This is a genomic window from Pseudonocardia sp. TMWB2A (assembly GCF_017312135.1).
On record NZ_QKQY01000002.1, the window covers coordinates 4164375 to 4180791 of the forward strand.

A 16417-nucleotide genomic window follows, 5' to 3' on the forward strand; every position below is an offset into this window, starting at 1 on the left:
CAGAGAGAGGAACCGACCGGCCATGGCGTCGATCGAGATGAAGAACATCGTCAAGAAGTACGGGGACGGCTACCCGGCCGTGAACGACGTGAGCATGGACATCGCCGACGGCGAGTTCATGATCCTCGTCGGCCCGTCCGGCTGCGGGAAGTCGACGCTGCTGCGGATGATCGTCGGCCTGGAGGACATCACCTCCGGCGACATGGTCATCGCCGGCAACCGCGTCAACGACAAGGCCCCGCGGGACCGCAACCTGTCGATGGTGTTCCAGAACTACGCGCTCTACCCGCACCTGTCGGTCTACGAGAACATCGCGTTCCCGCTGCGCCTGGCCAAGGCCCCCGAGGACGAGGTCAAGCAGAAGGTCGACACCGCGGCGAAGGTCCTGGAGCTGCAGGAGCACCTGCAGCGCAAGCCCGCGAACCTGTCCGGCGGTCAGCGCCAGCGGGTCGCGATGGGCCGCGCCATCGTCCGCGACGCCGACGCGTTCCTGTTCGACGAGCCGCTGTCCAACCTGGACGCGAAGCTGCGCGGGCAGATGCGCACCGAGATCGCCCGCCTGCAGCGCAGGCTGGGCATCACCACGGTGTACGTCACGCACGACCAGACCGAGGCGATGACCCTCGGCGACCGGGTCTGCGTGCTGCGCAAGGGCGTCATCCAGCAGGTCGCCTCGCCACGCGAGCTCTACGAGCAGCCGGTCAACCTGTTCGTCGCCGGGTTCATCGGGTCGCCGCCGATGAACTTCCTGCCCGCGACCGTGTCGGGGAACCGGCTGGAGACGCCGTTCGGCCCGATCGAGCTCGACGCCGCGCGCGCCGAGAAGGTCGCCGGTCGCGAGCTGGTGCTGGTCGGCATCCGGCCGGAGTACTTCGAGGACGCGTCGCTGGTCGACGAGGCCAAGAAGCACGTCGGGTCCACCTTCACCGCGAAGGTCGACGTGACCGAGTGGCTGGGCGACTCGCAGTACGCCTACATCCCCTACGAGGCCCCGGCCGAGGTGGAGACCAAGCTCAAGGAGCTGTCGCGCGAGCTCGACGCCGACCAGCTGCGCACGCAGGCGATCGTGTCGATCGACTCCACGAGCCGGATCCGGGAGGGCCGCGACGCCGAGTTCTGGCTGGACGCGCGCAAGATCCACGTGTTCGACCCGGAGTCGGGCGAGAACCTCACCCGCGACCCCGAGGCCGGTGCCGAGCTGACCCGGATCGCGGCCGAGGACCGCGCCGAGCAGGTGGCGCAGGCCCGCGGCGAGGGCTGAGCCTGTCCGACCCCCGGGGGCGCCTCCGTGACGCACGACGTCACGGGGGCGCCCCCGGTGCCGTCCCCGGTGTCGCGGCGGGGACGGGTCAGAGGGCGCGGACGTCGCGCCGGTAGCGGGTCTCGGCGACCCCGGCCAGCGTCCGGGCCATCACCGCGAAGACGAAGCGCTGCGACGGGTAGGCCGCCAGCCATCCCAGCCGACCGGCCATCCCGCGCGGGGTGAACCGCAGGGTCTGGGTGTAGCGGCTGGTCAGCCGGTCGGTCGGGGTGACGGCGAGCTCGAGCCGGGCGTCGCCGGGGAGTCGGTCCGCGGCACGCAGCACCAGCCGCCGCCCCGGCTCGACCGTCTCGACGGTCCAGCGGTCCAGGGGCTCCCCCGGGACGAGGCGGGGAAGGCCGTCGCCGTGCCGGCGCGGGACGACACCGGGACCGCCGGCGAGGACGTCGAGGTGGCCGGTCAGCGTCGCGACGCCCGGGACGGTGTACCAGCCGTGCGGGCCGCCGAGCGTCTCGATCACCGACCAGACGGCGCGGGCGGGGGCGGCCACGTCGTGGGTGTCGGTCGTCGACCACTCGAGCGGACCGCTGCCGGGCGGGTCGGACGGTCCCGGTCCGGCCGCGCCGACGCCGTCGAGGGCACGGCGGACCGCCGTACGGTACGGGGTCCGTCCGCCGGGCGGGGTGCCGATGAGCGCGTCGAGGGCTGCGAGGTCGTCGGGGTCGGCCACCAGCTCGTGGCGCATCGACTCGACCAGCGGCTCGGCCAGGCCCCGGCCGACCGGGGTGAGCGCGGCGACGGCGCGGGCGGTGAGCCGCGGCGCCGACAGGGGGACGGGCACCGGGAACGGCCGCAGCAGCCCCGCCTCGGCGGCGAACTCGCTCATCAGGGACCGGTAGGTGTGCACGTCGGGGCCGCCGACGTCGAACGCCCGGTCCACCCCGGCGGGCAGGTCGAGGCAGCCGATGAGGTCGTACAGCACGTCGTCGACGGCGATCGGCTGGATGCGGTTCCAGGCCCGGTCGGGCAGCGGCAGGACCAGCGGACCGCCCATCGCGGTCTCGGTGAGGTGCCGGATCATCTCGAAGCTGGCCGAGCCGGTGCCGACGACGATCCCGGCCCGCAGCACGGCGGCCGGGACAGGACCGGCGAGCAGGATGTCCCCGACCTCGCGGCGCGACGACAGGTGCTGCGACACCCGCCGGGTGCCGGCCTCGGGCTGCAGCCCGCCCAGGTAGACGATGCGGCGCACGCCGGCCGCGGCGGCGCCGTCGGCCAGCGCGTGCGCGACGGTGCGGTCGCGGTCGGCGTAGCCGGGGCCGTCCATGGCGTGCACCAGGTGGACGACGGCGTCGACGCCCGCACAGGCCCGGCGCACGTCGGCCGGGGTCCGGGCGTCGCCGCGCACGGCGTCGACCGCCTCGCCCCACGGGTGCGCGGCCAGCTTGCCCGGGGTGCGGACGAGCACCCGGACGTCGTGGCCGGCGTCGAGCAGGCGCGGGACGAGCCGGGAGCCGACGTAGCCGGTGGCGCCGAGGACGAGCACGTGCATGGGCTGATCCTCGCGGTCCCCGGCGCCCGGCGCGCGCCGGGGTGACGACCGGCTCAGGCGATCCCGGCCAGCCGCAGCCCGGCCGTCGTCGCCGCGGCGAGGACGACGACCAGCACGAACGGCACCCGGAGGACCAGCGCACCGGCGGCCACGGCGACCCCGGCCGGGCGGGCCCAGCCGGCGAACCCGGCGCCCTCGAACCAGGTGCCGGTGGCGACGAGCGCGACGAGCAGCCCGACCGCGCCCAGCTCGACCAGGCGCACGGTGCGCGGGGACAGGGTGACCCGGTCGTGCAGGACGAGGGGCAGCAGCCGCATGAGGTAGGTGCCGCCGGCGAGGACGAGCAGCGCGGCGACGGTCACGACTCCTCCTCCGTCCGCCCGGCGGCGGTGACGCCGAGCAGCCCGGCCAGCACGGGCAGGCCCGCTGGCAGGAACGGGGCGCAGGCCAGCGAGACCGCGGCGGCGGCCGCACCGACCCGGCGGGCGTCGACCCGGCGCAGCATCGGGACGAGCATCGCCAGCATCGCCGCCGGGAAGGCGGCGTCGAGGCCGAACGCGGCCGGGTCCGGCACGCTCGCGCCGAGCACGAGACCGGCCGCGGTGCCGAGCTGCCAGGACACGTACTTGACGACGCCGAGGATCCGGAACGCGCGCCACCCCCGGCCGGGGACGTCCGTGCGGGCCAGCACGAACGCCGTCGACTCGTCGGTGACGACGTGTGCCGCGGGCACCCGCGCCCAGCCCCCGCCCAGGTGCCGGGCCAGGGCCAGGCCGAACGGCAGGTGCCGCAGGTTGAGCACCAGCCCCGCGGCGACGGCGGCCCACACGCCTCCCCCGGCGGCCAGCACCCCGGTGACGAGCAGCTGGGCGCCGCCCGCGAACACGAGCAGCGACATCGCCATCGTCATGGCCGGGGACAGCCCGGCGGCCGGCGCGAGCGCGCCGAACGACACCCCGACGACGGCGACGGCCACCGAGATGGTGACGGCGTCGCGGACGTCCCCGCGGGTCGTTCGCTGTATCGAACGCATGCCCGATACAGTGAACAACGATGCCTGTGTTCGTCAAGCCGAACGAGGAGACCGATGGACCGAACGCCTGGGCCGCCGCTCGCGACGATCGCGGCGGCGATCCGCCGGGAGCGCGAACGCCTCGGGATCTCCTCGGCCGAGCTGGCCCGCCGGGCCGGGATCGCGAAGTCGACGCTGTCGCAGCTGGAGGCGGGGACCGGGAACCCGAGCGTCGAGACGCTGTGGGCGATCGCCGTCGTCGCGGGGGTGCCGTTCAGCGCGCTGGTGGAGCCGCCGTCGTCGCCGGTGCGGGTGGTGCGCTTCGCCGACCGTCCCGCGATCCGGTCGGAGGAGGCCGCGTACACCGGAGCGCTGCTGTCGCCGTGCCCGCCGGGCGCCCGCCGCGACCTGCACCTCATCACCTGCGAGCCCGGGCCGGCGCGGACGGCGCACGCCCACTCCCCCGGCACCGTCGAGCACATGGTGGTGTCCACGGGCCGGTGGAGCGTCGGACCGGACGACGAGCAGATCGAGCTCGACCCGGGTGACCACGTCACCTTCCCCGCCGACCGGCCGCACAGCTACCGGGCGCTCACGCCGGGTGCCACCGCGGTGCTGGTGATGGAGTACCGCTGATCAGGTGCCGCTGACGCCGCGGGTCGCCGAGCCGGGCTCGCGGTCCGGGCCGCCCTCGGTGATGCGGTGCAGCAGCCCGTCGAGGAGCCCCTCGTCGTTGCCGCCCGCGTCGCCGGAGTCGTCCCCGCCCTTCTCGGACTCGGGCAGGGCGTACTGGCGGACCCAGTCGACCTGCATCTCCGAGGGCTTCACGTCGCCGCCGCCCTTGGGGAACCAGTCGAGCTGGATCGTCAGGTGCATCGGCCCGGGGGGCAGGACCGAGGTGTCGTCGGTGTGCCACCACTGCTTGCCGTCGACGAAGGCGGTCACGCCCTTCGGCGTCCACTCGACCGCCCAGTTGTGCCACTGGGTCGCGTCGATGTCGACCGAGCCCTGGACCTGGGAGTTGTCCTCGCCGTAGTGCAGGAACAGGTTGGTCTTCTGCCGGGTGTGGTCGGTCATCTCCATGAAGTCGATCTCGCCGCCGACCGGGAAGTTCTCGGCGGTCGGCCAGAGCAGCAGCAACGCGTTGTACGACGGGTCCGACGCGGGCGCCCGCACCCGGCCCTCCCAGCGGCCGTACTTCTGGCTGCCGTCGGACCAGGCCATGCCGCCGGTGGTGCCGTCGGCGTCGCCGTCGATGGTGAGCAGGCCGTCCTTCACCGAGATCGCCGACGGGGAACGGGTCCCCTTGCCGGCGTGGCCGGGGCCGTCGTAGGGGCTCCAGCCGGTGAGGGCGTCGCCGTCGAAGTCGTCGACCTTGGTGGGCTCGCCCCAGTCGTGCGCGACGGCGGCGGTGGTCGCCGCGCCCGGGTAGGACGGGACCGCCGGGGTAGCCGGGGCCGCGCCGGCGGCGCAGTCCGCGGGGGCGGGGGCCGCGCCGGGGGCCGGCTCGCCGGCCGGGGTGGCCGCGGCGCCGCCGGGTGCCGTGCCCGGGGTCGCGTCCGCCGAGGTCGTGTCGGCGGGTGAGCCCGGGGCGCCGGCCTGGTCGCCGGCCGAGCCGGCCTGGTCGCCCTGGTCTCCGGCCGAGCCAGCCTTATCACCCTGGTCGCCGGCCGGACCGCGGTCGCCGCTCGACGCGCCGTCCTCGCCCGATGTCGTGTCGTCGCCCGAGCCCGTGTCGGGGCTCGTGTCGCCGCCGGAGCCCTGGTCGCCGCCCGAGCCGTGGTCGTCGCCCGGTTTCCGGTCGCCGCCGGAGCCGTGGTCGTCGCCCGAGCCGTGGTCGTCGCCCGGTTTCCGGTCGCCGCCGGAGCCGTGGTCGTCGCCGGAGTCCTGCCCCTTGTCGCCGGTGCCGGAGTCGCCCGCGCCCGATGTCGTGTTGCCGGAGTCCCCACCGGAACCCGAGCCCTGGTCCGAGCCGGAGCCGGAGCCGCGGTCGCCCCCCGAGCCGGACCCCGCGTCGTTCCCCGAGCCGCCCGATCCCGACGGTCCCCCGTCGCCGCCGGAGCCGTCGCCGTCACCGGAGCCGGAGCCGGAGCCGGAGCCGGAGTCGTCGCCGCTCCCCGAGCCGCCGTCGTGCCCCGACCCGTCGCCGGAGGAGCCGTGGTCGCCAGAGGAGCCGTGGCCGTTCGAAGAGCCGTGGTCGTCGCCCGAGCCGCCCCCGGAGGGGCCGTCCCCCTCGGGCCCGGCCGTCCCGGGAGCGGCGGAGGCGCCGGGCTTCCCCGACCCGGCGCCTCCGTCACCACCGGTGGCCGGACCACCCGAACCGGCTCCCCCACCCGGGGCGGTGCCCGTCGTGGGGCAGTCCGCGGTCGTCGTCGTTCCCGGTCGGCCGTCCCCGGTGTCCGCGAACGCCGCAGCCGGAAAGCTGATCAACATCGCGGCGGCGATCGCCACGACCCTCACAGAGCGTCCCATCAGGCTCCTCCGTAACAGTGGTCTCCTGATCCCCACGGAACGCTAGATGCCACAGAGTCACCATGAGCACCTGTGTCACCACATCGAGTAGGCAACCCCTCCACCGAGCGACCGCGGACCGTGGCCGGAACGGACACCCCACGCGTCCGAGGGACCGATCGGGTCACCGGACCGTGGCCCGCACCCGGGCGGGAACGACGGGAGCCCCGTCCGGCGGTGTGCCGGACGGGGCTCTCGGGGCGGAACGGGGGTGCTTACCAGCCGCGAGCGGCGTAGCGCTGCTCCTCGGGGATGTCGGCGATGTTGATGCCGACCATGGCCTCACCGAGACCGCGGGAGACCTTGGCGATCATCTCGGGGTCGTCGTGGAAGGTCGTGGCCTTCACGATCGCCGACGCGCGCTGCGCCGGGTCGCCGGACTTGAAGATGCCGGAGCCGACGAACACGCCCTCGGCGCCGAGCTGCATCATCATCGCGGCGTCGGCCGGGGTCGCGATGCCACCGGCGGTGAACAGCACGACCGGCAGCTTCCCGGTGCGGGCCACCTCGGCGACCAGCTCGACCGGGGCGCGCAGCTCCTTGGCCGCGATGTAGAGCTCGGCGGCGTCGAGCGAGGCGAGCCGGCCGATCTCGGCGCGGATCGAGCGCATGTGCCGGGTGGCCTCGACGACGTTGCCGGTGCCGGCCTCGCCCTTCGAGCGGATCATCGCCGCGCCCTCGGAGATGCGGCGCAGGGCCTCACCGAGGTTGGTCGCACCGCAGACGAACGGGGCGGTGAAGCTCCACTTGTCGATGTGGTGGGCCTCGTCGGCCGGGGTCAGCACCTCGGACTCGTCGATGTAGTCGACGCCGAGGGACTGCAGGACCTGGGCCTCGACGAAGTGGCCGATGCGGGCCTTCGCCATGACCGGGATGGACACGGCCTCGACGATGCCGGTGATCATGTCCGGGTCCGACATGCGGGCCACGCCGCCGTTGGCACGGATGTCGGCCGGGACGCGCTCGAGGGCCATGACGGCGACGGCCCCGGCGTCCTCGGCGATCTTGGCCTGATCCGGGGTGACGACGTCCATGATCACGCCGCCCTTCAGCATCTCGGCCATCCCGCGCTTCACCCGCGCGGTGCCGTGCTGCGGACCGGCGGTGTCGGGGGTGTTCTCAGCTGCGGACACGGGTGATCGGAGCTCCTCACATGACGGTCGGACTGCGTGGCGATTCTACGTGAGGTCGCGCAGGTGAACGCGGCGGTTCCGGATCGGCGATCTCGAAGTACACCGGCTCCGGTGCGGTGCCGTGCAGCCGCAACATCCGCACCAGCCGCCGGGACCGCAGGGCACGGGTGTCGCGGACGGCGTCGTTGTGCACCCGGCGGGCCAGCACGACCAGCACCTCGGCGTCGGCGAGGTCGCCGCAGGGCCCGGGCTGCCCCGGCCCCCGCCCGACGACGGCGAGCTGCCTGGTCAGGGCGTTCTCCGCGGCCTCGCGGGCGGCGCGGCTCCCGGCCGGGTCCCGGCCGTCCGGGGCAGGAGCGGGCAGTGCCCGCGCGGCGACGGCGGCCCGGCGCAGGTCCGGCGGTGCGGCGGGACCGAGCGCGTCGGCGACGGCGAGCGCGACCCGAGCCCGGGCGTCCAGCGCCGCGGCGAGCCCGGCCCGGGCGGCGTCGACCCGCACGTGCAGCCGGTGCAGGCGCCGGACCCGTGTCACGCACCACAGGGTGAGAGCCGCCACCAGCAGCGCCGCGACGACTACTCCCCCGACGACGACGACCGTGCTCACCGCGCGCCCCCGCGCACCAGCGGCCGCGGTGCGCCGGCGATCGCCGCCCGGTACACGCGCAGCACGTCGGAGGCCACGACCGGCCAGTCGTAGCGCTGCGCCCGGTCCCGCCCCGCGGCGGCGAGCCGGGCGCGGGCGGTCTCGTCGTCGAGCAGGCGGGTGAGCGCCGCGGCCAGGGCGAGGTCGTCGCCGGGTGGGAACAGGGCACCGGCACGGCCGTCGTCGAGGACGGCGCGGAAGGACTCGAGGTCCGCGGCCAGCACCGGGGCGCCCGCGGCCATGGCCTCGGTCAGCACCATCCCGAAGCTCTCCCCGCCGCGATGCGGTGCGCAGAACACCGCGACCGAGCGCAGCGCGGCGGCCTTGGTCGCCTCGTCGACCGGCCCGAGCAGGTCGATCCGGCCCGCCAGCCCCGGCCCCGCGGCGCGCCGCAGCCGGTCGCCGTCGCCGCGGCCGACGACGAGCAGCCGCACGTCCGGGCGGTCGGCCACGACCCGGCGCAGTGCGGCCAGCAGCACCGGCATGCCCTTGCGGGGCTCGTCGAAGCGGCCGACGTAGCCGACCCGCACCGCGGGCGGGAGGTCCAGTGCCGGCCCGTGGGCGAACCGGGCGACGTCGACGCCGTTGGGGATCTCGGTGGCGTCCCCGCCCAGGTGCTCGACCTGGACCCGGCGGGCGGTCGCCGACACCGCGATCCGCGCGGTCACCCGCTCCAGCAGGGGGCGCGCCACGGGCCCGAACGCGGCGAGGACCCGGGACCGCTCGGTGGAGGTGTGGAAGGTCGCGACGACCGGCCCGCGGGCGTCGAGCAGCGCGAGCGCCGACACCGACGGGGTCGTGGGCTCGTGGACGTGCAGCACGTCGAAGTCGTGCGCGGCGAGCCAGCGCCGGGTGCGGTGGCGGGTCAGCGGGCCGAACGCGACGCGGGCGACGGAGCCGTTGTAGGGGACGCCGACGGCCCGCCCGGCCGGGGTGACGAACTCGGGCGCGGTGCCGGTCGTCGGGGCCAGGACCTCGACCGTGTGCCCGAGCGTGCGCAGCGCGGCGGCCAGGTCCAGGACGTGGCGCTGCACTCCCCCGGCGACGTCGAGGGAGTACGGGCAGACGATCCCGATCCTCATCCCGTGCCGACCGGCTGGAGCATGTGCCAGTCCCACGGACGGCGGGCGATCATGTCGCCGAACGCGTCGGCGAGGTGCTGGACGGCACCGGGACCGGGCGGGACCGGCGCGCCGACCTCGACACCCCAGGCGTCGTCGGTGAAGTAGGGGTAGGCCGGGTGCAGCGCGGCGCCGGTGAGCCGGGCGAGCCGCGCCGGGCCGGACGGCAGCCGGGCGGGCCCCCCGAGGAACGTCACGTCGGTCCCGGTGCCGGTCAGGTCGCGGTCGGCGACCAGGCAGACGACGCCGCCGCGGCGCAGCCGCCCGGTCAGCGCGCGGTGCGCGGCGCGGGGGTCGTCGGCGGTCACGACCTCGAACCCGAGCGCGCGCCGGTAGGCGAGGAACCGGCGGAACAGCGGCTCGGGGCGCAGCCGCTGCACGACGGTGGTCAGCGCCGGTTCGAGCCCGAGCCGGTCGAGCTCGCGCAGCAGGTAGAGCCCGGCGAGGTCCCAGTTGCCGGCGTGCGGGAGGGCGAACACGACCCCGTGCCCGGACCGGGTGGCCGCCAGCGCGCCGGCGACGCCGTGGGCGTGCGGGTGCATCGCGGCGTGCACCGCGGCGGGGTCGAGGCCGGGCAGCGCGAACGCCTCGCGCCAGTAGCGGGCGTAGCTGCGCATCCCGGCGGCGACCAGGGCGTCGAGCTCGGCGGGCGTCGCGTCGGGGCGGGCCCGGTGCAGGTTGTGGCGCAGCCGTCGCACCCCGGGGCCGTCGCGGCGGACCGCGAGCGCGGCGCCGGCGTCGAACGCCCGTCCGACGACGCCGGCCGGCAGCCGCCCCGCGACCCGCCAGCCCGCCGCGTACCCGGCGGCGCTCAGCGCGTCGGTGGTGCGCGTCCGCAGGTCAGGCACGCGGGGCCTCGCGGGAGCTGAGCCGCACCGCCAGGATCCGCTGGCCGAGGGTCACCGCCGTCCCGATCGCCAGCACGACGAGGGTGACGGTCAGCGCCCACGGCACCCCGATGCCGGACAGGAACGCCCCGACCAGACCGAGGATGAGCCGTTCGGCGCGTTCGACGAGGCCGCCCTCGGCGGTGAGCCCGACGGACTCGGCGCGGGCCTTGACGTACGACACGATCTGGCCGCCGACCAGGGCCACCAGCGCCGCGGCGCCGGCCAGGGGCTCGGCCCCGCCGGTCAGCGCCCACCAGGCGAGCCCGGCGAACAGGGCGCCGTCGACGATCCGGTCGCAGGTGGAGTCGAGCACCGCCCCGAACGGGGTGCCGTGCCCGCGGGCCCGGGCCATCGCGCCGTCGATCAGGTCGGTCAGCACGAACAGCGTGACCAGCACCGCGCCGAGGGCCAGCCAGCCGGTCGGCAGGAACGCCAGCGAGCAGGCCACGGCCCCGACGGTGCCGAGCACGGTCACGGTGTCCGGGCTGACACCGCGGTCGATCAGGGCCCGCCCGACGGGGTCGGTGAGCCGGTTGACGTGCGCGCGGGCGAACAGGTTCAGCATCGGCGGCTGCGTGCTCCCGTGCAGGACGGCGGCGGTGGGGGACGCTGCCAGCGTAGTCCGACACCGGGTCCGCCCGCCGTCGGCGCGGCCGCAGTCAGCGGCGTGGCGGTTCCCACGCCTGCGCCAGCTGGTCGCGGGTCTCGGCGAGCAGCTGCGGGATCACCTTCGTCTGCCCGACGACGGCGATGAAGTTCGCGTCCCCGCCCCAGCGCGGGACGACGTGCTGGTGCAGGTGCTCGGCCAGCGACCCGCCCGCGACGTGGCCCAGGTTCAGGCCCACGTTGAACGCGTGCGGCGCCGCGACCTTCTTCATGGTCACGACGGCCTGCCGGGTGAACGCCATCAGCTCGCCGGCCTCGGAGTCGGTGAGGTCCTCCAGGTCCGCGACGTGCCGGTAGGGCAGCACCATCAGGTGCCCCGGGTTGTACGGGTGCAGGTTCAGCAGCGCGAACACCTCGTCGCCGCGCGCGACGACGAGGTTGTCCGCGTCCGGGTCCGTCGAGTCGCCCAGGGTGTCCCCCCGGGCGATCCGGCAGAACGGGCAGCCGGTGTCACCGGCGCCCTGGATGTAGGCGAGCCGGTGCGGGGTCCACAGCCGGGCGAAGCCGTCGGGCGTCCCGGTCCCCTCCTGCGGGACCCACTCCTGCTCCATGAGCCGATCCTAGGCGCCGGGCCCCGCGGCGCAGGACCGTGCCCGGGTGCTCACCCGTCGATCTCGCAGAGCACCGAGCGGACGCTCACCGCGTCCCCGGGCGCCACGGCGAGGCCGCGGACGGTCCCGTCGCGGTGGGCCAGGACCCGGTTCTCCATCTTCATCGCCTCCAGCACCGCGACCAGGTCGCCGCGCGCGACCCGGGTGCCGTCGGTGACCGCGACCGCGACGATCGTGCCCTGCATCGGTGCGGTCACCACCGGCCCGGACGCGCCCGCGGTCTCCGCCCGCCGCAGCGCCGCCGACTCCTGCCGGATCCGCGCCGCGGTGTCGCCGAGCACCGCCAGACCGGGCACCGTGACCGGGAGCGACCTGCGGCCGACCCGCACGGTGAGGGTGTCGCCGACCGGCCCGGGCCCGACGGCGACGGGCCGTTCCTCGATCCACCGGTTGTGCACGGCGAAGGTGTGACCGTCGCCGGTGAAGTCGGGGTCGACGACGACCTCGCGGTAGAACGGCAGCGGTGTCGGCACCCCCTCGATCCGTGCCTCGGCCAGGGCGCGCCGGGCGCGGCGCAGCGCCTGCGGCCGGTCCCGGCCGGTGACCACGAGCTTGGCGAACATCGAGTCGAACCGGCCGTCGACGACGTCGCCCTCGACGACGCCGGAGTCCACCCGCACGCCGGGGCCGGACGGCATCCGGAACACCCGCAGCGGCCCGGGTGTGGGCACGAACCCGGCCGCCGGATCCTCCGCGGTGAGCCGGAACTCGATGCTGTGCCCGCGGTCGGGCACCGGCCCGCCGGTGAGCCTCGCGCCGCCCGCGATCCGGAACTGCTCGGCCACCAGGTCGATCCCGGTGGACTCCTCGGTGACCGGGTGCTCCACCTGCAGCCGGGTGTTGACCTCCAGGAAGGACAGGGTCCCGTCCCCGCCGAGCAGGTACTCGACGGTACCCGCACCGACGTAGCCCGCGGCCGCGCAGATGCGCGCGGCCGACCCCCGCAGCTCCTGCTCCTGGGCCGCGGTGAGGAACGGGGCGGGCGCCTCCTCGACGAGCTTCTGGTTGCGGCGCTGCAGCGAGCAGTCCCGCAGCCCGACGACCTGCACCGTGCCGTGCGCGTCGGCCAGCACCTGGGCCTCGACGTGCCGGGCCCGGTCGAGGAACCGTTCGACGAAGCACTCGCCGCGTCCGAACGCCGCGGTGGCCTCGCGGACGGCCCCGGCGAACGCCTCCGGGATGCCGGCGGCGTCGCGCACCACCTTCAGGCCGCGCCCGCCGCCGCCGAAGGCGGCCTTCACCACGATCGGCAGTCCGTGCTCCTCGGCGAACGCCCGGACCTCGCCCTCGTCGTGGACCGGGTCCCGGGTGCCCGCCGCGAGCGGGGCACCGACCTCGCGGGCGATCCGGCGGGCCGCGACCTTGTCCCCCAGCGCCCGGATGGTGTCCGGCGGTGGCCCGATCCACACCAGTCCGGCGGCGACGACGGCGTCGGCGAACCCGGCGTCCTCGGAGAGGAACCCGTAGCCCGGGTGCACCGCGTCGGCGCCCGCGGACAGGGCCGCCGCGACCAGGGCGCGGGCGTCGAGGTAGGTCGACGCGGCGTCGTCGCCGGGCAGCGCGACGGCGGCGTCGGCCGCGTGGACGTGCAGCGCGTCGCGGTCCGGACCACCGTGCACGGCGACGCTGCGCAGGCCGGCGTCGCGGGCGGCGCGGATCACCCGCACGGCGATCTCGCCGCGGTTGGCGACGAGGACGGTGTGCAGCGGGCGGGGTGGTTCGTCGGTCAGCACGGGGGCTCCTCCCGGCGGAGCGCGTTCCTCACGCGTCCCCCGCCCGGGCCAGGACACCCCTGGCCATCGCGATGTGCACGGCGTCGACCATCCCCCCGTCGACGACTCCGACGCCACCACCGGCGGCGTCCAGCACCCGGCGGGCCCGGGCGAGCTCGTCGGCCGACGGGGTGAAGACCTCGTGCGCCGCCCGCACCTGCAGCGGGTGCAGGCAGATCTTGCCGTGGTAGCCGAGGTCGCGGCCGCGGGCGGCGTCGGCGCGGAACCCCTCGGTGTCCCGGACGGCGACGACCGCCTGGTCGACCACCGGGACCCGGGCGAGGTGTGCCGCCAGCCGGACGGCGCTGCGGGCGTGCAGCACCTCGTCGCCGCCGGCGGTCCGCCGTCCGCCCAGGTCGGCGACCAGGTCCTCCGCGCCGAAGTAGGCGGCGTCGGGCCCCTCGGCGAGCAGCGCACGGGCGTCGGCCACCCCGAGCGCGCTCTCCAGCCCGACGACGACGCGGGCCCCGGACGGCAGTGCGTCCCGCACCGCGCGGAGCCGGCCGGGGTCCTCGTACTTGGGCAGGACCACCCCGTCGGCGGCCGCGCCCGCCGCGGCGGCGAGGTCGTCGTCGTGCCAGGGCGTGCCGGGCGGGTTGACCCGGATCAGCACCGTGCCCGCGCCGGGGCGGTCCGCGGCGAGCGCGGTGACCACCGTGTCGCGGGCCCGGGCCTTGTCGGCGGGGGCGACCGCGTCCTCCAGGTCGGCGACGACGACGTCGGGCCGGCTGCGGACGACCTTCGCGAGCAGCTCCGGGGCTCCGCCGGGCACGAACAGGACGCTGCGCACCGCGAGGGTCACGACCGGCCACCGGGGGCGGGGCGGCGGTGCATCAGCCCGGTGCGGCGGGCCCGGCAGACCAGGTCGCCGTGCTGGTTGTGGGCGCGGTGCTCGAACACGACGATCCCCGCGTCCGGCCGGGAGCGGGACTCGCGGGCGGAGACGACCTCGGTCTCCACCCGGACGGTGTCGCCGGGGAAGACCGGGTGCGGGAACGCGACCTCGTCGAGGCCGAGCTGGGCGACGATCGTGCCCAGGGTGAGTTCCGGGACCGAGAGCCCGACGACGAGCGCGACGGTGAACATGCTGTTCACCAGCGGGCGGCCGAACTCGGTGCCCGCGGCGTACTCGGCGTCGAGGTGCAGCGGTGCCGGGTTCATCGTCATCGTCGTGAACAGGACGTTGTCGGTCTCGGTGACGGTGCGCCGGGTGGCGTGCCGGACGACGGTCCCCACCTCGAGCTCCTCGAACCAGCGACCGGACACGGCCCGGTCGGCCCGGTCGGCATCGTCCTCGGCGCCGCTCATCCGCGCACCACCGCGGCGGTGACGTCGAGGGCGGACCGGTCCTCCATAGCGGAGGTGTCGCCGGTGGGCTCGCCGTGCACGACCAGGTCGCGCAGCAGCCTGCGCATGATCTTCCCGGTGCGGGTCTTCGGCAGTGCCGTCGTGACGTGCACCCGGTCCAGCCGGGCGTAGCCACCCAGCTCCGCGACGACCCGGCGGCCGATCTCGGCCGCGACGTCGCCGGACCCGTCGCCCGGACCGAGGGTGACGAACGCGATCGGGACGGTGCCCTTGGTGGGGTCCGGCACCCCGACGACCGCCGCCTCCACTACCGCCGGGTGCGCGGTGACCACGGCCTCGATCTCCATCGTCGAGATCCGGTGCGCCGCCACGTTGATCACGTCGTCGGCCCGGCCGAGCACCCACAGGTGCCCGTCGTGGTCGACCACCGCCTCGTCGTGGGTGGCGTACCGGCCCGGGAACCGCCCGAAGTAGGTGTCCAGGTACCGCTGGTGGTCGCCCCACACCGTCCGGGCCAGGGTCGGGAACGGCGCGGTCAGCACCAGGTTCCCCTTCACCCCCGGTGCCACCTCGACCCCGTCGTCGTCGACGACGACCCAGTCGTGCCCGGGCACCGCCGTCCCCACCGAGCCCGCCTTGAGCGTCTCCACCCCGGCCACCGGATAGGTCCAGGTCGAGCCGGTCTCGGTCTGCCCGTAGGCGTTGACCACCGGCACGTCGAACGTCCGGGTCGTCCACGCGAAGGTGTCCGCGTCCAGCGGCTCGCCCTGCATCGTGATCAACGACAGCGCCACCGGGTGCGCCGCGGCCAGGTCGTCACCGAACTTGCGCAGCATCCGCGCCACCGTCGGCGCCATCAGCACCTTCGTGACCCGGTGCCGGGCACAGATCTCGTAGAACCGCGAGCTCGACGGCGTGTCCAGCGCGCCCTCGAAGCAGGCGATCGTCATCCCGCACGCCAATCCGCCGACCACCGCCTGGATCGGGAAGGTCAGCCAGCCCACGTCCGCCGCCACCCAGTACACGTCCCCGTCCTGGCGGCCCGCCTGCCAGTACGCGTTCGCCCAGGTCCCCACCAGGAACCCGCCCACCGAGTGCACCACCCCCTTCGGGGTCGACTCGGTCCCGCTGGTGAAGATCAGGAACGCCGGCTCGTTCGGGTCCAGCGCCACCGCGTCGCACCCGGCCGCCCCCGAGATGAGCAGGTCGGCGTAGCGGTGCTCGCCCCCGGTCAGTGCGGTGTCGTCACCGGTGCGGTCGACCACCACCGTCGCCCGGACCGACGGGGCCCGCGAGCGTGCCGCCCGCAGCGTGGCGAGCAGCTCCACCCGGTTGCCCCGCCGGTAGCTCGCGTCCGCGACGACCACCACCGACGCGCCCGCCGCGGCCAGCCGCGACGCCACCGCCTGCTCGCCGAACCCGGCGAACAGCACCGTGTACACCGCGCCGATCCGGTTGCACGCCTGGATCGTGGTGAACGCCTCCACCAGGTTCGGCATGTAGACCGCGACGACGTCACCACGGGACACGCCGAGCTCGCGCAGGCCCGCGGCCAGCGCCGACACCTCGACGGCCAGCTCGCCGTAGGTCAGCGTGCGGGTGTCGCCCGGCTCGCCCTCCCACACCACCGCCGCCCGGTCCCGGGTGGCGGGGTCCTCGGCCCACCGGTCCACACAGTTGTCGGCGACGTTGATCAGGCCGCCGTCGAAGTAGGTGAAGTCGGGCAGCCCGCCGGTGCGCAGCCGCTCCCAGGGCCGCATCCAGCGCTGCCGGCCCGCCGCCCACTCCCAGTACTCGTCGGTGGTGCCGAACCCGCGGACGTGGGCCAGCTCGGCCTCCCGCTCCGGTACCCGCCACCGCTGTGGCAGCACCCGCAACGGCTCCGCGATCAACGCGGCCAGCGGGTCCGTGCTCTCGGACATCGTCGTCCTCTCGGA

16 protein-coding genes are annotated in these 16417 nt (G+C 75.6%); 2 read left to right on the forward strand and 14 right to left on the reverse strand.

What is annotated here, in order from left to right:
* The first annotated feature begins 22 nt into the window (after nucleotides 1–22).
* Entirely contained in the window at nucleotides 23–1261 is a 1239-nt protein-coding gene (locus tag DMP17_RS34050; RefSeq protein ID WP_226357390.1) for an ABC transporter ATP-binding protein, read from the forward strand.
* 88 nt (nucleotides 1262–1349) lie between these two features.
* Here the strand turns inward: DMP17_RS34050 and DMP17_RS34055 are convergent, their stop codons facing one another.
* From DMP17_RS34055 to DMP17_RS34065, 3 genes are read right to left on the reverse strand one after another with little or no spacing between them, the layout of a single operon-like run.
* Nucleotides 1350–2813: a DUF2867 domain-containing protein gene (locus DMP17_RS34055; protein WP_337831679.1), complete on the reverse strand. Its 1464-nt coding sequence runs from the start codon at nucleotides 2811–2813 to the stop codon at nucleotides 1350–1352.
* Between the two features lie 53 nt (nucleotides 2814–2866).
* Entirely contained in the window at nucleotides 2867–3175 is a 309-nt protein-coding gene (locus DMP17_RS34060; RefSeq protein WP_226357392.1) for an AzlD domain-containing protein, read from the reverse strand.
* On the reverse strand, nucleotides 3172–3846 hold the full coding sequence (locus DMP17_RS34065) for an AzlC family ABC transporter permease (protein WP_226364952.1): 675 nt from the start codon (nucleotides 3844–3846) through the stop codon (nucleotides 3172–3174). The genes DMP17_RS34060 and DMP17_RS34065 overlap by 4 nt, the downstream gene beginning before the upstream one ends.
* 54 nt (nucleotides 3847–3900) lie before the next feature.
* On the opposite strand from DMP17_RS34065, the gene DMP17_RS34070 reads away from it, so the two are divergent.
* The gene (locus DMP17_RS34070; protein ID WP_226364951.1) at nucleotides 3901–4461 is read left to right on the forward strand and encodes a helix-turn-helix domain-containing protein; all 561 of its coding nucleotides are present in this window, start codon (nucleotides 3901–3903) and stop codon (nucleotides 4459–4461) included.
* Here the strand turns inward: DMP17_RS34070 and DMP17_RS34075 are convergent, their stop codons facing one another.
* The 11 genes from DMP17_RS34075 to DMP17_RS34125 all read right to left on the reverse strand — a co-directional run bounded on the left by DMP17_RS34075 (nucleotide 4462) and on the right by DMP17_RS34125 (nucleotide 16402).
* Nucleotides 4462–6297, reverse strand: coding sequence for a glycoside hydrolase family 16 protein (locus tag DMP17_RS34075; RefSeq protein WP_337831680.1), 1836 nt, complete (start codon nucleotides 6295–6297; stop codon nucleotides 4462–4464). It lies immediately after the preceding gene.
* A gap of 254 nt (nucleotides 6298–6551) precedes the next feature.
* On the reverse strand, nucleotides 6552–7469 hold the full coding sequence (gene pdxS / locus DMP17_RS34080) for a pyridoxal 5'-phosphate synthase lyase subunit PdxS (protein WP_226357396.1): 918 nt from the start codon (nucleotides 7467–7469) through the stop codon (nucleotides 6552–6554).
* A 16-nt stretch (nucleotides 7470–7485) separates the two neighbouring features.
* Nucleotides 7486–8073, reverse strand: coding sequence for an NUDIX hydrolase (locus tag DMP17_RS34085; protein WP_226364949.1), 588 nt, complete (start codon nucleotides 8071–8073; stop codon nucleotides 7486–7488).
* A complete protein-coding gene (locus DMP17_RS34090) occupies nucleotides 8070–9194 on the reverse strand; it encodes a glycosyltransferase family 4 protein (RefSeq protein ID WP_337831681.1) in 1125 nt (374 codons plus the stop codon). Before DMP17_RS34090 ends, DMP17_RS34085 begins: the two co-directional genes overlap by 4 nt.
* Nucleotides 9191–10081, reverse strand: coding sequence for a phosphatidylinositol mannoside acyltransferase (locus DMP17_RS34095; RefSeq protein ID WP_226364947.1), 891 nt, complete (start codon nucleotides 10079–10081; stop codon nucleotides 9191–9193). Before DMP17_RS34095 ends, DMP17_RS34090 begins: the two co-directional genes overlap by 4 nt.
* Complete coding sequence (gene pgsA, locus DMP17_RS34100; RefSeq protein WP_226357400.1) at nucleotides 10074–10688, reverse strand: phosphatidylinositol phosphate synthase; 615 nt, start codon at nucleotides 10686–10688, stop codon at nucleotides 10074–10076. The genes DMP17_RS34095 and pgsA overlap by 8 nt, the downstream gene beginning before the upstream one ends.
* 94 nt (nucleotides 10689–10782) lie before the next feature.
* Nucleotides 10783–11340 (reverse strand): HIT family protein, encoded by a 558-nt coding sequence (locus DMP17_RS34105; RefSeq protein ID WP_226357401.1) that lies wholly within the window; start codon nucleotides 11338–11340, stop codon nucleotides 10783–10785.
* 50 nt (nucleotides 11341–11390) lie between these two features.
* Nucleotides 11391–13133 (reverse strand): acetyl/propionyl/methylcrotonyl-CoA carboxylase subunit alpha, encoded by a 1743-nt coding sequence (locus tag DMP17_RS34110; protein ID WP_337831682.1) that lies wholly within the window; start codon nucleotides 13131–13133, stop codon nucleotides 11391–11393.
* A gap of 28 nt (nucleotides 13134–13161) precedes the next feature.
* Nucleotides 13162–13974 (reverse strand): HpcH/HpaI aldolase/citrate lyase family protein, encoded by an 813-nt coding sequence (locus DMP17_RS34115; protein ID WP_337831683.1) that lies wholly within the window; start codon nucleotides 13972–13974, stop codon nucleotides 13162–13164.
* Nucleotides 13971–14480, reverse strand: coding sequence for a MaoC family dehydratase (locus tag DMP17_RS34120; RefSeq protein ID WP_337831684.1), 510 nt, complete (start codon nucleotides 14478–14480; stop codon nucleotides 13971–13973). The genes DMP17_RS34115 and DMP17_RS34120 overlap by 4 nt, the downstream gene beginning before the upstream one ends.
* On the reverse strand, nucleotides 14477–16402 hold the full coding sequence (locus tag DMP17_RS34125) for an AMP-binding protein (protein WP_337831685.1): 1926 nt from the start codon (nucleotides 16400–16402) through the stop codon (nucleotides 14477–14479). The genes DMP17_RS34120 and DMP17_RS34125 overlap by 4 nt, the downstream gene beginning before the upstream one ends.
* Nucleotides 16403–16417: the final 15 nt, after the last annotated feature.

Excerpts from the sequence above, each read along its gene's own strand:
- DMP17_RS34050 (WP_226357390.1), top strand. The coding sequence starts at position 23 with ATGGCGTCGATCGAGATGAAGAACATCGTCAAGAAGTACGGGGACGGC.
- DMP17_RS34055 (WP_337831679.1), bottom strand. The coding sequence starts at position 2,813 with ATGCACGTGCTCGTCCTCGGCGCCACCGGCTACGTCGGCTCCCGGCTC.
- DMP17_RS34065 (WP_226364952.1), bottom strand. The coding sequence starts at position 3,846 with ATGCGTTCGATACAGCGAACGACCCGCGGGGACGTCCGCGACGCCGTC.
- DMP17_RS34070 (WP_226364951.1), top strand. The coding sequence starts at position 3,901 with ATGGACCGAACGCCTGGGCCGCCGCTCGCGACGATCGCGGCGGCGATC.
- DMP17_RS34075 (WP_337831680.1), bottom strand. The coding sequence starts at position 6,297 with ATGGGACGCTCTGTGAGGGTCGTGGCGATCGCCGCCGCGATGTTGATC.
- DMP17_RS34090 (WP_337831681.1), bottom strand. The coding sequence starts at position 9,194 with ATGAGGATCGGGATCGTCTGCCCGTACTCCCTCGACGTCGCCGGGGGA.
- pgsA (WP_226357400.1), bottom strand. The coding sequence starts at position 10,688 with ATGCTGAACCTGTTCGCCCGCGCGCACGTCAACCGGCTCACCGACCCC.
- DMP17_RS34105 (WP_226357401.1), bottom strand. The coding sequence starts at position 11,340 with ATGGAGCAGGAGTGGGTCCCGCAGGAGGGGACCGGGACGCCCGACGGC.
- DMP17_RS34120 (WP_337831684.1), bottom strand. The coding sequence starts at position 14,480 with ATGAGCGGCGCCGAGGACGATGCCGACCGGGCCGACCGGGCCGTGTCC.
- DMP17_RS34125 (WP_337831685.1), bottom strand. The coding sequence starts at position 16,402 with ATGTCCGAGAGCACGGACCCGCTGGCCGCGTTGATCGCGGAGCCGTTG.